12 protein-coding genes and 2 pseudogenes are annotated in these 13,421 nt (G+C 43.3%); all 14 read left to right on the top strand.

Translation table 11 applies throughout. The annotated features are described in order from the left end of the window. The first annotated feature begins 115 nt into the window (after window positions 1–115). The 14 genes and pseudogenes from AC1DLM_RS26315 (at window position 116) to AC1DLM_RS26250 (ending at window position 13,154) form a co-directional block, all read left to right on the top strand. Entirely contained in the window at window positions 116–2,227 is a 2,112-nt protein-coding gene (locus AC1DLM_RS26315; protein WP_477571630.1) for a glycoside hydrolase family 52 protein, read from the top strand. Window positions 2,228–2,328: 101 nt separating this feature from the next. Then, the gene (locus tag AC1DLM_RS26310; RefSeq protein WP_441992209.1) at window positions 2,329–2,778 is read left to right on the top strand and encodes an NUDIX hydrolase; all 450 of its coding nucleotides are present in this window, start codon (window positions 2,329–2,331) and stop codon (window positions 2,776–2,778) included. Between the two features lie 32 nt (window positions 2,779–2,810). Further along, entirely contained in the window at window positions 2,811–3,392 is a 582-nt protein-coding gene (locus tag AC1DLM_RS26305; RefSeq protein WP_477571629.1) for a YdeI/OmpD-associated family protein, read from the top strand. A gap of 37 nt (window positions 3,393–3,429) precedes the next feature. After that, window positions 3,430–4,601: pseudogene (locus tag AC1DLM_RS26300) on the top strand (alanyl-tRNA editing protein). A 24-nt stretch (window positions 4,602–4,625) separates the two neighbouring features. Beyond that, window positions 4,626–5,078: a hypothetical protein gene (locus AC1DLM_RS26295; protein ID WP_477571628.1), complete on the top strand. Its 453-nt coding sequence runs from the start codon at window positions 4,626–4,628 to the stop codon at window positions 5,076–5,078. 49 nt (window positions 5,079–5,127) lie between these two features. Continuing rightward, window positions 5,128–5,553 (top strand): annotated as a pseudogene (locus AC1DLM_RS26290) (VOC family protein); the annotation flags it as partial. Between the two features lie 166 nt (window positions 5,554–5,719). After that, entirely contained in the window at window positions 5,720–6,646 is a 927-nt protein-coding gene (locus tag AC1DLM_RS26285) for an alpha/beta hydrolase family protein (RefSeq protein ID WP_477571627.1), read from the top strand. A gap of 674 nt (window positions 6,647–7,320) precedes the next feature. Beyond that, the gene (locus tag AC1DLM_RS26280; RefSeq protein WP_477571626.1) at window positions 7,321–8,994 is read left to right on the top strand and encodes an alpha/beta hydrolase family protein; all 1,674 of its coding nucleotides are present in this window, start codon (window positions 7,321–7,323) and stop codon (window positions 8,992–8,994) included. 516 nt (window positions 8,995–9,510) lie between these two features. Next, window positions 9,511–9,909, top strand: a complete 399-nt coding sequence (locus AC1DLM_RS26275; RefSeq protein WP_441992203.1) for an RrF2 family transcriptional regulator — start codon at window positions 9,511–9,513, stop codon at window positions 9,907–9,909. An 83-nt stretch (window positions 9,910–9,992) separates the two neighbouring features. After that, a complete protein-coding gene (locus AC1DLM_RS26270) occupies window positions 9,993–10,919 on the top strand; it encodes an NAD(P)/FAD-dependent oxidoreductase (RefSeq protein WP_477571625.1) in 927 nt (308 codons plus the stop codon). Between the two features lie 30 nt (window positions 10,920–10,949). After that, complete coding sequence (locus AC1DLM_RS26265) at window positions 10,950–11,678, top strand: class I SAM-dependent methyltransferase (RefSeq protein WP_477571624.1); 729 nt, start codon at window positions 10,950–10,952, stop codon at window positions 11,676–11,678. A gap of 41 nt (window positions 11,679–11,719) precedes the next feature. Continuing rightward, entirely contained in the window at window positions 11,720–12,073 is a 354-nt protein-coding gene (locus AC1DLM_RS26260) for a VOC family protein (RefSeq protein ID WP_441992200.1), read from the top strand. Window positions 12,074–12,097: 24 nt separating this feature from the next. After that, window positions 12,098–12,613 (top strand): N-acetyltransferase family protein, encoded by a 516-nt coding sequence (locus AC1DLM_RS26255; protein WP_477571623.1) that lies wholly within the window; start codon window positions 12,098–12,100, stop codon window positions 12,611–12,613. Between the two features lie 4 nt (window positions 12,614–12,617). Then, on the top strand, window positions 12,618–13,154 hold the full coding sequence (locus AC1DLM_RS26250) for a hypothetical protein (RefSeq protein ID WP_477571622.1): 537 nt from the start codon (window positions 12,618–12,620) through the stop codon (window positions 13,152–13,154). The last annotated feature ends 267 nt before the right edge of the window (window positions 13,155–13,421 follow it).

Below are 13,421 nucleotides of genomic sequence, written 5' to 3'. Positions count from 1 at the left end.
ATAGGATGGAATCAAATGTTTCTTTTGTCMAAATGAAAGAGCGTATTGCCCATGGGTTCAGGGTTGGGGTCATTGTATAATAAGGGCAAATGACTGAGAGGAGCATCATCCTGATATGAAGAATCAATTTTTCAATGCACACCATTCACCAATTGGCGCATTTGCAAGCTTTACTCTTGGATTTCCAGGCAAAAGCGGAGGCTTCGATCTCGAACAAGCGCGTCCGCCAAAGCAAAATATATATATTGGGCTAGAAACTACGCAAGGCGGCACTTATGATGCTTTACCGTTCTTCGAGTACGTGAGTGAAGACGAAAGCCTTCGCTATGATATTGAAAATCCGGATCCAAAGCAGAATAAGAAGAAAACCGTTTTCCCTTTTGTACAGGATGAGATTCAACGCGAATTCAAAGTCAGCACAGATACGTGGAGAGCTGGCGATTTGGCATTCAGTCTGATTTCTCCCGTTCAGTCTGTACCAGATCCGGTAACAGCAAGTGATGAGGAGTTGCGTTTAGCGCTCGTCCCAGCTGTTCTTGCGAAGATTACCGTGGACAATACCCACGGAACCTCATCTAGAAGAGTTTTCTTCGGGTATCAGGGAACGGATCCATACAGTGCGATGCGCAGGTTGGATGATACGATGGAGGGTGCCGCGGGAATAGGTCAAGGCCGGATTACAGCAATTGTATCCAAAGATCCTGAAGTGCGTTCAGGTCTCTATTTTAGTATCGAAGATATTTTGAGTATGAAAATTGTAGAGAACTTGACCTTCGGACTCGGTACCGTTGGTGCTTTATTCGCTGACACCCCTGCGGGTGAGAAACGCACGTATGAATTCGCAATTTGCTTCCATCGCGGAGGCATTGTTACAGCGGGGCGTGATGCATCCTATACGTACGCTCGTTTATTCCGCAATATTGAAGCTGTTGCTGATTACGCTTTGGGCAATTTCGATAAGCTAATGGCATTAGCTCAAAGCTCAGACGCTAACATCGCTAATTCACGCTTATCGGATGATCAGAAGTTCATGCTTGCGCATGCGATTCGTAGTTATAACGGAAATACACAGCTTCTCGATATGGATGATGAGCCATTCTGGATCGTCAACGAAGGCGAATACCGGATGATGAACACGTTCGATTTGACCGTTGATCAGTTGTTTTATGAGTTAGCCGTGAATCCTTGGAYGGTACGTAATGAGCTGGATATGTTCGTGAAACGGTATAGTTATGAAGACATGGTTAGTTTCCCAGGCGATCCTTCGGAATACCCGGGTGGAATTTCATTTACACATGATATGGGAGTTGCGAATACACTTTCACGCCCAGGTTACTCGGCTTATGAGCTTTATGGTTTGGATGACTGTTTTTCTCATATGACACATGAGCAGTTGGTGAATTGGACCTTATGCGGAGCAACCTACGTGGCGCATACCGATGATCAAGCATGGCTGCAAACGAATCTTACCATTTTTGAAAAATGTTTAACGAGTATGCTCCATCGCGATCATCCAAATCCAGAACTTCGCAATGGGATCATGTCGTTAGACAGCACGCGCACGATGGGCGGAGCAGAAATCACGACGTATGACAGTTTAGATGTCTCGCTGGGACAATCCCGTAACAATATTTATATGGCGGGCAAATGTTGGGCGGCTTACGTGGCGATGGAAACTATTTTTGCTCAAAATGGTAGAGAAGATCTAGCTCTTATCGCAAGTGAACAGGCTCTGAAATGTGCACAAACAGTAACGTCATTCGTCACTGCAGAAGGATACATACCAGCCGTAGTCGGTGAAGGCAATGATTCCAAAATCATTCCAGCGATCGAAGGTCTGGTATTTCCTTACTTCACAGGCAATAAGTCTGTGCTTGACGTGAAGGGGCGTTACGGCTTTTATATCGAAGCGTTGAAAAAGCATCTGGATGTTGTCCTTGTTGAAGGTACTTGCCTGTTCACGGATGGTGGATGGAAGCTTTCTTCGACAAGTAATAACTCCTGGTTAAGCAAAATTTATTTGTGTCAATTCGTCGCACGTGAAATCTTAGATCTAACATGGGATGAATCGGGAGCTGCAGCGGATGCAGCCCATGTTGCATGGTTGACCCACCCAACCTTGTCCATTTGGAGCTGGAGTGATCAAATCATTTCCGGTGAGATTACAGGCAGCAAGTACTACCCGCGCGGTGTTACGAGCATTTTATGGCTGCAAGAAAAGAAATAATCACATTCGAGCAACTGAAGCATTCGCTTTGGTTGCTTTTTTGTTGGTACTATTTGTAAAATAGAAAGGGTGAGCTTCGTTTGATTGGAGGTATTGAGCTTATGAAAAAAGAAATCTCTGCAGGCGGTGTCGTTTACCGACAAATTGGCAATGATTTTCACATTTTACTCATCGAGGATCGCTATCGGAAACTGGCTTTCGCGAAAGGTCGCATGGAGGCTGGGGAGACGATTGAGCAAGCGGCGCTTCGGGAAATCAAAGAGGAAACGAATATTGATGGCAAAATTATTCAGCCACTGATTATTAATTATTATCAGTTCGAGCACACGGAACATGGACATGTGGAGAAGGAAACACACTATTATTTAGTCGAAGCACTCAGCGATGATCTCAAAGCTCAAACGGAGGAAATTCGGGGAGTCAAGTGGCATGGCGCGGCGGATGCCTGGGCCGAACACAATTTGAATGGTTACCAGAATAATCGCGGGATTTTGAGAATGGCGCTTGAAATCTTGGGATTCCTAGGTGAAGAGGATGAGATGACTGTATAATGAAAGCGTATAGATTTTAGGAGGCGAAAATTTTGAATACGAAAAACGAATTGCCACAGCTGCATTTTGAAGATCAACTTGCTTTTGAACAGTGGCTTGCGATAAATCATAACACTTCTCCTGGCATCCGATTGCAAATCGCAAAGAAAGGTGCTCGAATCAAAACGGTTTCTTACGATCAAGCACTCGAGAGCGCGTTATGTTATGGGTGGATTGATAGCCAGAAAGAAAAAGCGGACGAGCAGTCCTGGCTTCAACGTTTTACGCCTCGCGGTGTGAGAAGTATTTGGTCCAAAGTGAATAAAGATAAGGCAGAGATTCTAATTGCAAATGGACGAATGAAACCTTCCGGCATGAAGGCGATCGAGGCTGCGAAGAAGAATGGGCAGTGGGAGAAAGCCTATGAACCGCAAAGCCATGCAACAATCCCCGAGGATTTCGCTTTGCAATTGGAGAAGAATAGCGAGGCGAAGGCCTTCTATGATACCMTGGATCGGCAAAATAAATATGCGATTACGTTCCGGATTCATACCGCCAAGAAGCAAGAAACCCGTGTGAAGCGGATTCAGGAGTTTATTTTGATGCTAGAAAATGGGGAAAAGATATATCCTTAGACTTTGATATAGATATACAGAAAGGAAAACCAACATCATGACGAAAAAACTCTATTATGAAGATGCGTATATGAAAGAATGGCAAACTACGATTAGCCAGAAGATCGAAAGAGAAGATGGCCATTATGTCCTCTTGGAGGAGACAGCGTTCTATCCGCATGGCGGTGGACAACCCTGTGATGCCGGTGAAATCAACGGAATTCCTGTCTTGAATGTGATAGTGGAGGAGGACGTTATCCTACATAAGCTAGAGAGCATGCCAGAAGGAACTCAAGTGAATTGTAAGCTGGACTGGCAGCTTAGATTCGATCATATGCAACAACATAGTGGTCAACATTTACTTTCGGCCGTATGCCGAGATCTGTTTGAGGCAACACCGTGAGCTTTCATCTGGGGACGGATTACTGCACAATTGATGTGGAGTCGCAGGAACTTGAACCAAGCAAGTTAGCGGCGATTGAGACTGAAGTGAATCGTAAGATTTACGAGAATCTCTCGATTAGCAGCTATTTTGTTACACCTGAGGGGTTAGCGCAGCTTCCGCTTGTCAAACAACCTAAGGTGACGAAGGACATTCGGATTGTTGAAATCAATGGCGTAGAGTATAACGCGTGCGGAGGTACGCATGTTTCGTCAACTGGCGAAATCGGGATCATTAAGCTTTTGAAAACAGAGAAGCAAAAGGGAAACACCCGGATGTATTTCCTTTGTGGACTTCGTGCGATAGCTGAATTTAACGAGAATGTGAGAATTCTTGGGGCATTGTCAGGCAAATTTAATACGGGTAAAGATGAAATCATAGATCGTATTGAGAAGTGGGAGCATGAGCACAAACTTGTTCAAACTGAGTTAGCTGGGCTTAAAGAGAAACTAGATGAGTACTTGGTGCAGGAGTTACTGGTGGAAAGTCAGGATATCATTGCACGTCAATTCACTGATAAATCCTTGAAGGATATGCAGAGTTTAGCAAGTAAGATTGCTTCGAAGTCTGATCTTCCAATCTTGTTCATAAGTTCTTCTGAGAACAAAGTCGTTTTTGCACACAATGGCCATTATGCACAAGCATGCGGAGCATTCTTCAAAGCTCATTTTGGAAGCTTCAACGGCAAAGGTGGCGGCAGCGATAAGTTGGCGCAAGCGGGGTTCTCCAGTGGAGAGGATGCTATGGCCTTCTATTCCTATGCGGAAGCGCAATTGAGAGAGAAGTAAGGAAGATCGTTTGGAGGGCTTTTTATGAAGAAACGATTAACCATTTTTTTCGTAGCAGCTGTAGTATTAATTGGGTTTTATTTTATTTCTGAGCTCTTTAGAAGCGAACCACCTAAACCGACGATTACGGCAGGCGATAAGAAAATTGCTTTCGCGCAAGGTTCATACTGTTGGTCTGGTTTATTTAGCGGAGTGTGCTCAGATATGCCTGCTCCCCATGAGCTGACTAAATATGCGGGTCTTAATCCCGTTGTGGTCTCACCAGAATCCCAAATAACGATCAAATTTAGAAACAAACCTAAGAAAAATTCGTTGGGTGTGCAGTTATGGACAAATAATGAAAGGACCTCTGAAAATGTGCTACTAAAGAATCAAATGTTGACGGTACCCAAAGAGAAAGGCTTGTACATATATGGGGTTTCCGCAAATTGGAGGAAAGGAAGTTCCATGTATTTCTTTGTTATAGAGGTTCAATAGATCAGTCTAAAATTGATTTAATAAATTTGTCACATAAGGAGATATAACAATGGCAAATAACAAAGTACTAAGAATGGACAATGTTGGCATCGTTGTAGAATCCCTTGATAACGCAATCTCTTTCTTCGAGGAGATTGGCTTGAAGCTCGAAGGGCGAGCAACTGTCGAAGGTGAATGGGCTGGTCGCGTAACCGGGCTGGGTTCACAGTGTGTAGAGATGGCTATGATGATTACCCCAGATGGTCACAGCCGAATTGAACTTTCGCGATTTCTCACACCACCTACTATTTCAGATCACCGAACTGCTCCTGTAAATGCCCTCGGATATCTACGCGTCATGTTCACCGTAGAGGACATTGACGAAATGGTATCCAGACTCACTAAGTTTGGGGCTCAGCTCGTTGGCGAAGTGGTTCAGTACGAGAACTCGTATCGGCTCTGCTACATTCGTGGTAGTGAAGGAATTCTAATTGGTTCAATCACGACATCACGGCAGCCGGCACACACTGGGCTGCCGTTGTCCTTTGAAGTAAAGGGCAGTCAACTTCCGAAATGTGACAATTTACAAGTGTGTAAAAAAGTAAGGATATAGTGAGAATAACAGGGCAAATGGAATCTGAATTCGTAAAGGAGGTTAAAAAATGATAGAACAAGTTACGGTCGTGGCAAACCCTGCCTATCCACTCGAAGGAATTTTAACATTGCCAGATGACTCCAACGAAAAAGTTCCGGCAGTGGTATTCGTTCATGGCTCAGGACCCTTGGACAAAGACGAAACCATCGGTGCCAATAAATTATTTCGAGATTTGGCAGAGGGGCTTGCGAGTAAAGGAATTGGCTCGTTGCGTTATGATAAACGCACGAATACCCATGGCAAAGAAGTCATAACAGAACTTGGCGGCAAACTTACCGTAAAGGAAGAAATAATCGAGGACGCTATTATGGCAATCCATATGCTAAAAAAAGACCCCCGCGTTTATGCAAACCGCGTATTTTTGATTGGACACAGCCAAGGCGGGATGCTTGCTCCCCGAATCGACGCCGAAGGCGGMGATCTAGCAGGGCTTGTACTCTTAGCCGGAACTGCTCGAACGCTTGAAGAAGTGATCCTCAATCAAAACGAAGACTCCATCAAGCAGCTTGAAGAAGCTCAGCAAGAAATCGCCTTAAAGCAGGTCAAAGAACTACAGGATAAGTTCGACGCCATCGATAACATGACAGAAGAGATGGCGCAGCAAACCCCGTTATTTGCTTCTGTTTATGGCTGGTATCTTAAAGAGATGAAGCAGCATCCTGTTCGTGATTATTTCTATCAAAGTAAAAAACCGACTTTCGTGATGCAGGGCGAACAAGATGTGCAGGTGTCGGTCGAAAAAGATTTTGACCGATTCCGCGAGATGTTAAAAGACAATCCATCCGCTTCTTTTAAGCTGTATCCCGGCTTGAACCATCTATTCATGAAAGCGATATACGGGACACTGAAAGATATTTGGCAAGAATATAATATCCCGCAAACAGTGGACTCTGCCGTTATAGAAGATATTGCTCAGTGGATATTGTCGGTTTAGACCGCGACAACCCTGTAAAAATTACTTTAACTCTGAATAAACATTGGTTTACTCCAAGTCTTCATAATKGGGAGAATGGTTAGATTGTGTAAACGAATAGTTTGAGATTCAGTAGAGAGGGGAGTGTTGCAAATGGACAATCTTATAGCGGATCGAATATATTTACAGGAATTTATGTCTTCTGACTGGCTAGATGTTTCATGCGAATGCTAGTGAATTTTGGCTTTAAGGAGTTTCAACTCCATCGAATTTATGCAACTTGTGACCCTAGAAATATAGGATCATCTAAGTACTTGCCAAAATAGGAAGCAAGAAAGTTGCATATTTTTAGTCATTTTGCAACTTGAATAATGTTAATAACAATGATATATTTAGATTATTAGGGAATTATCTAAATAAATAAAAATAATGAGGTGAACAACACGAACGATGCATGTAAAGCCTTATCCGACCCTACCCGACGTAAAATTATATTGTTGGCGTAATTTAGTACTCTAACTTCCCAGAACAAGTGGCTATTCATTTTAATATATGTAATGGGAAAGGAAATGGGTTCATTAAATAAGAGTTTTATTTACCATTGATTGGATTTTTTTMAACAGGGTGTATGGTGATTATGAATGTTCATTCCTAAATAATATTGTTAAAATTTCCCATTTTGGAGGTACATACTTTTGAAAACGAATTCTACAATCCCCTTAAAAGTGATCTCGGCTATGCTGGCCTTAACCGTCAGTCTCCCGACCATCTCAAGTGCTGCGTCAAATCAGACGCTGGTGGTTACTCCGGCTTCACATGTCCAAATTGCTGCTGACCGTTCAGCGCAAATCGTACCCTTACGTGCAGTTGTCGAAAATCTCGGTGGAGAAGTGTTGTGGGACGAAACCAGCTCGTCTGTAAGCGTCAAGTATCTCGGACATGCATTATCCTTGAAAATCGGGAGCAATGAAGCCGTAATCGACGGCAAGGCGATTACATTGCAGTCGGCGGCGCAGCTCGTAGAAGAACGCACCAATTTTCCGCTTCGTGCTCTCAATGAAGCACTCGGTACCACAATCGGTTGGGATGACCAAGCCCAAGCCATCATCTTTGACAAAACGGATCTCACCGGCAAAGCGACAGCTTTTATTGCCTCCGCTTTGGGCTCATCGCCAAACAGTTCGACGCAGTTTTTTAGCGCCAATCTTGGGTCAGTTGCTACGATGGAGAGTATCAAACAATTTTTCGGATACGCAACAGGTCAACTTGGAAGATTTAAAGGTGTAACCAAACTCACGTCCGACAAAACCATTGTACACGAAAATGTGAGGCTCACACTCACTTTTGAAAAAAGCGAAATACCGTTCGTCCTCAGATTTAATCATGGAGGAGAGATCGATGACTTTTTGCTCGATTCTTCCGCAGCAATGAAGCTAGAAGGTTACAAACTGCCGAGCTATGCGAATTCGGAAACATATAACGAAAAGGAAGTTATGATCGGTGAAGGTCGCTGGGCTTTACCTGGCACACTGACGCTGCCAACAGGAAAAGGTCCGCATCCCGTAGTTGTGCTCGTACACGGATCGGGGCCGAATGACCGCGACGAGTGGCTTGGCGCGCTGAAGCCGTTCAGCGATCTAGCAGTAGGATTGGCTTCACAAGGTATTGCCGTTCTGCGTTACGAAAAACGCAGCCTTGAATATCCGGCGCAGCTCAGTCTTTTGCCGTATATGACGATGAAAGAAGAAGCGCTCGACGATGCGCTTACCGCCGTCAAACAAATGAGCAACACCGAAGGCATCGATCCTAAACAGATTTACGTACTCGGACACAGCCAAGGAGGTTTCATGATGCCGCGTCTTGTGGAAGCAGATAAAGATAAGCAAATTGCAGGAACTGTGCTAATGTCAGCGCCAGGTGGCTCCTTTTTCGACTTATTGGAAAAGCAATTTTCTTATCTCGTAGATCTGAAACAGATGCCTCCCCAATCGTTGGACTTTTATAAAAAGCAGTTTGCTATCTTGAAGGACCCTAACTTGTCCACGGCCAACCCTCCGAAAGAATATTCACTCGGATATTGGTTTATGGACCTACGCGGCTATGAGCCCGCTGAAAAGGCGAAGACTCAGACAGGAAAAATGCTCGTCCTACAGGGAGGGCGCGATTATCAAGTCATGCCAGATCAGATTGATATCTGGAAGAACAACTTGAAAGATCGGAAAGACGTTACTTATCACCTGTACCCAAAACTCAATCACTTCTATACCGAAGGCGAGGGAGCCATGAGCACGCCTCAGGAGTACCTCAAGCAGGGTAACATCCCGTCCGAAGTCATCAATGACATCGGCAATTGGGTTAAAAACAAATAAGTTTGCAGAAAAGTAAATGGAGTACTAACAAATAAAACCCGCGGATTCAATGATATGGCCCCTCTGTTAAGGACACTTTTAAAAAACTAATTTATGCCTAAGCAGATAACCATAGATGATTTCGATCATTGTTACGAAATTTACTAACTGGGAACTATAGCGTAATTATCCATCAAGTCAGCGGCTGCCGAGTAATCCGGCAGCCTTTATCAATATTATGAAGTCTAGTCTTTTTAGGGAGTGTTAGTATGCTTAGTTATAAGAACACAACAATGGAAATTTCAATCAGTGGAATTGATACAGCTGTTCTATCAGTAGGGGCAACCGAACAGTGTGGACCGTATTTGCCAATGCATTTAGATACGCTTATGGTGGGTTATTGTCCGTTTTTACAGCTATGTGGATTTGTCCTGTAAAAATCAACATCAAAATGTCACATTGCCAAAAAGAAAAACTTGAAACTCACTTGGATTAACGCTATTATAGACTCATAAAGTCTTTAATGGAGGCATGTTTATGAAATATTCACAGGCGACCGACTATGCCCTTCATGCGATGTTATATTTAGTAAACTTCGGGCCTGACAAACCTGTTGGTGTGCAAATGCTTGCCGAGAAGCTTAATGTTTCTCAGACTTATCTATCCAAGTTGATGACGAAGCTTGTCAAAGCTGGTTTGATCCAGTCTTCACCTGGAGCTAACGGTGGCTATCGCATCAAGCAGAATCAGCAGGACATCTCCTTTCTCGATATCATTCGTGCCATTGAAGGTACCGCGTCTTTGTTCGAATGCAGCTTTAATCATGGAAACGGATGTCAGATCCAGCAGGTTGTGATGGACGCTGAACGACAATTGGAACAGTATCTAGCAAGTAAGAAAATCGCAGATTTGGTAAGCATGCATATGACGGAATAGGATCCGTCCTTTTTTTAGAATCTATTATAGATATTAAGAGTCTATTAAGTCTCTAATAAAAAACGCGCGAGAGGAAGTTGAATATGAAAAAGACTATGAACTATGATTGTGTGATTATCGGTGGGGGTCCTGCAGGTCTGAATGCAGCTTTAGTCCTAGGAAGGGCAAGAAAGAATGTGCTAGTGATTGATGAGCAGCGACCTCGTAACAGGGTTACTCGCGAATCACATGGTTTCCTTACACGTGATGGTATTGAGCCAAGCGAGTTACGGCAAATAGCCATTGAACAGATTCGCGCATATCCATCCGTCGATTTTGTGTCCGATACAGGAGTGTCGATAACAGGAAAGGATGGCGATTTTCAAGTCACGACAGCTCAGGGGGAGAGGTACCAAGGTAAGAAGGTGCTTTTTGCAATAGGAAAAAAAGACGTTCCCTTGGATATTGACGGTTTGACAAAGGTATACGGCAAGAGCGCTTTTGTTTGTCCGTATTGTGATGGTTGGGAACTACGGGATCAGCCACTAGTGCTCATCGTGAATGGAGCCAAGGCGCTTCACCTTGCGAAAATGATCTCCGGCTGGACAAGTCGGTACACGTTATGCACGAACGGACCTGATGGGATGTCAGATACTGAAAAAGAGGAACTCAAGCAACATAACGTACCAATCTATGATTCACCGATTCGTTCCATTATTTCGAAGGAGGGCCAGGTTCAACACGTTGAGCTAGTGGACGGAACCCAAGTTCCTTGTAAGGGAATATTCTTTGCCCCGAAACTGGTGATCGGATCAGATCTGCCGCAAACCATAGGCTGTGCGATGACGGAAGCGGGAACGGTCGTCGTAGATCAATTCGGTAAAACGAATGTTGCAGGTGTATATAGTGCTGGAGATGCTGCATCAGAGATGTATCAAGTCATTGCTGCTGCTTCCTTAGGTGCGTTGGCTGGCATGAGCATAAACGGCGAACTGCTAATGGAGAATTGGCATCACATAAGTTTACAGTAAATAGGCAAGAAAGAATGGAGATGGTCTTATTTGAAGGATAATTTTACAATGAATTCGGAAATGGCTCAAGTGTATGAAACGAACGCACGAGTCTCAATACCTACGTATGACGCGTTATTCGGGATGGTTCAATCCTATTTCCGAGCTGAATTAAGCGGAGAAGGCGCTTCGGTGCTGGTCATCGGCGCAGGAGGAGGAAACGAACTATCCGCATGGGGACCGACTAACCCGGAATGGACTTTCACGGGAGTGGACATTTCAGAAGAAATGCTTAAGATTGCACAACATAAAACAAACCAACTTGGCCTGTCTAATCGTGTGAAACTGATTCATGGAACGATTAACGATTTGCCCGAGGATACCGCGGTATACGATGCGGCTACTTGCATATTGGTTCTTCACTTCATCGATAATGTGCAAGAGAAGCTGGATCTGATCAGAACCATTCATTCGCATTTGAAACCAGGAGCTCCATTTGTACTCGTTAGTGCCTATGGGGATCGCGATAGTACCGAACTAAAGGACAGATTACATGTTTGGGGAAGCTTTTGGTTGGATGTAGGGAGAGCACCTTCCAAAGTCAACGAGATGGTCAATACAGGTATTATGAAAATTTCATTCTTGCCTGAAAAGCAAATCGAAGGGTTACTGCAAGAATCCGGCTTTACGAATATAACGAAGTTCTTTGTAACTGGACTTTTTGGGGGATGGATTTGTCATGCAGGAAGTAATGGAGTAGGCATCGAATCTGAAGTGTAGTTGGAATTCATACTACGCTCTGGATAAAAGGAGATAAAACGATGAAGGCTCAGAAAATACGCCCATTTGTTCCGTCAGGCGAGGATTTCGCCCTTGCTGTACAGTTTTATTCGGACCTCGGATTTGAAAAAATATTTTCAAATCATCAGGGTGCCATTTTCAAAGTTGACGAGACGGAATTTCATTTACAGAACTATCATAACGTAGAATTACAACAAAACTATATGTTAGAAATGTGTGTACAGGACATAGACGCGTGGTGGACGCATATCCAAAACACCGAGGTCGTCAGTAAATATCAAGTTCGAGCGACTCCGCCTAAGATGCAACCTTATGGAAAGCGAGCCATTCATCTGATTGACCCCGCGGGTGTTCTCTGGCATTTCACTGAATAAGAATTGGATATGGAGGAGAAATCATTGCACATTCGAGTTCTGGATGAACATGATGCAAGGATGTATCAAGAATTAAGATTGACTGCGCTGCAAAACAGTCCTGAAGCATTTGGATCAACGTATGAACGAGAAGTTCAATTTACGATGGAAATGGTAGCTGATCGTATTAAGCCCAAGAAGGATACGTTTGTACTTGGTGCATTTGATGATCGTGGTACGCTTATTGGTTCCGTATCTTTTGTAAGAGAGAGCAGTTTGAAGACAGCGCATAAAGGTAATGTTTATGGGATGTATGTGGCTTTGAATCAGCAAGGTCAAGGTTTGGGGAAAAGGTTAATGGTTGAACTTATTCGGATAGCTAGTGAATGCGATGGCGTTGAGCAAATCAACCTAGCGGTCATGTCACATAATGAAGCAGCGAAGAAGTTGTATGTCTCTCTTGGGTTTAAGGTTTATGGTGTGGAACATCATGCACTGAAATATAAGGGTACGTATTATGATGAGGATTTGATGGTTCGGAGATTGAATGAAGAGGCATAAAACGATGATTCCAATCATTGTGATATGTATATTCGTTATCTTTTTTCCTATGAAATGGTTAGTCGAACAAAATAAGTCGTTATATGATCAAATTGAATATGTCATTTCGGCTACGGATACTGATTTTAACGAACTCCTGCATATCCATACGGATAGTAAGCGAACTTTAGCCTTTTATACGACGAATAAGTCAGAGCTGTGTGTAGTATTGCTAAAGAAGAAAATTCGTGGCTATGCAATGAGTGAGTATATCAATAGAAGTGCAATGTTTGTAGATCGAGAATTAAGCTGGCAAGGATCAGAGAGTCAAGCATCCAACATTCACCTGTTGTATGGGGTTGTTGAAAACCCTGGGATAACTCAGATACTTATCATCAGTGAGGGAAGCTTGCCAGCGCATCTAATTAAAAATKGTGAGAATACCATCTGGTACTTCGTAACCGAGAGCAGTTTGAAAGATCCGATTACGATTCGAGCATCGAATAAAAATGGAGAAACCTTGTATGAAACAGGGAATGTAGAGTTTTGGAAGAATAAGTAAATGTATAAACTACAGCTAATTTGCTCGAATCTGACGTGTTTTGAGGATTAGATGGAAAAAGTACATGTAATATATATGAATTTTGAAGAATCGAGCAAATGGAAGGAATTTAACTACAGGAAATACAGTTAAACCTTAAATTTCGAGAGATCTGCTTCAAATAGATGGAGAAAATCCAGTTAAATTGCGTCGGGAAGCAGGCTGATTTCTCATCGGTCATTAACGAAAAAAAGAGGCTGTTTCAAAAGTCTACATTGACTTTCGAGA

It is taken from the genome of Paenibacillus sp. 01T442, from assembly GCF_056398345.1.
The sequence above is the reverse complement of the archived record's forward strand: the minus strand, read 5'-3'. Positions and strand labels throughout refer to the sequence as shown.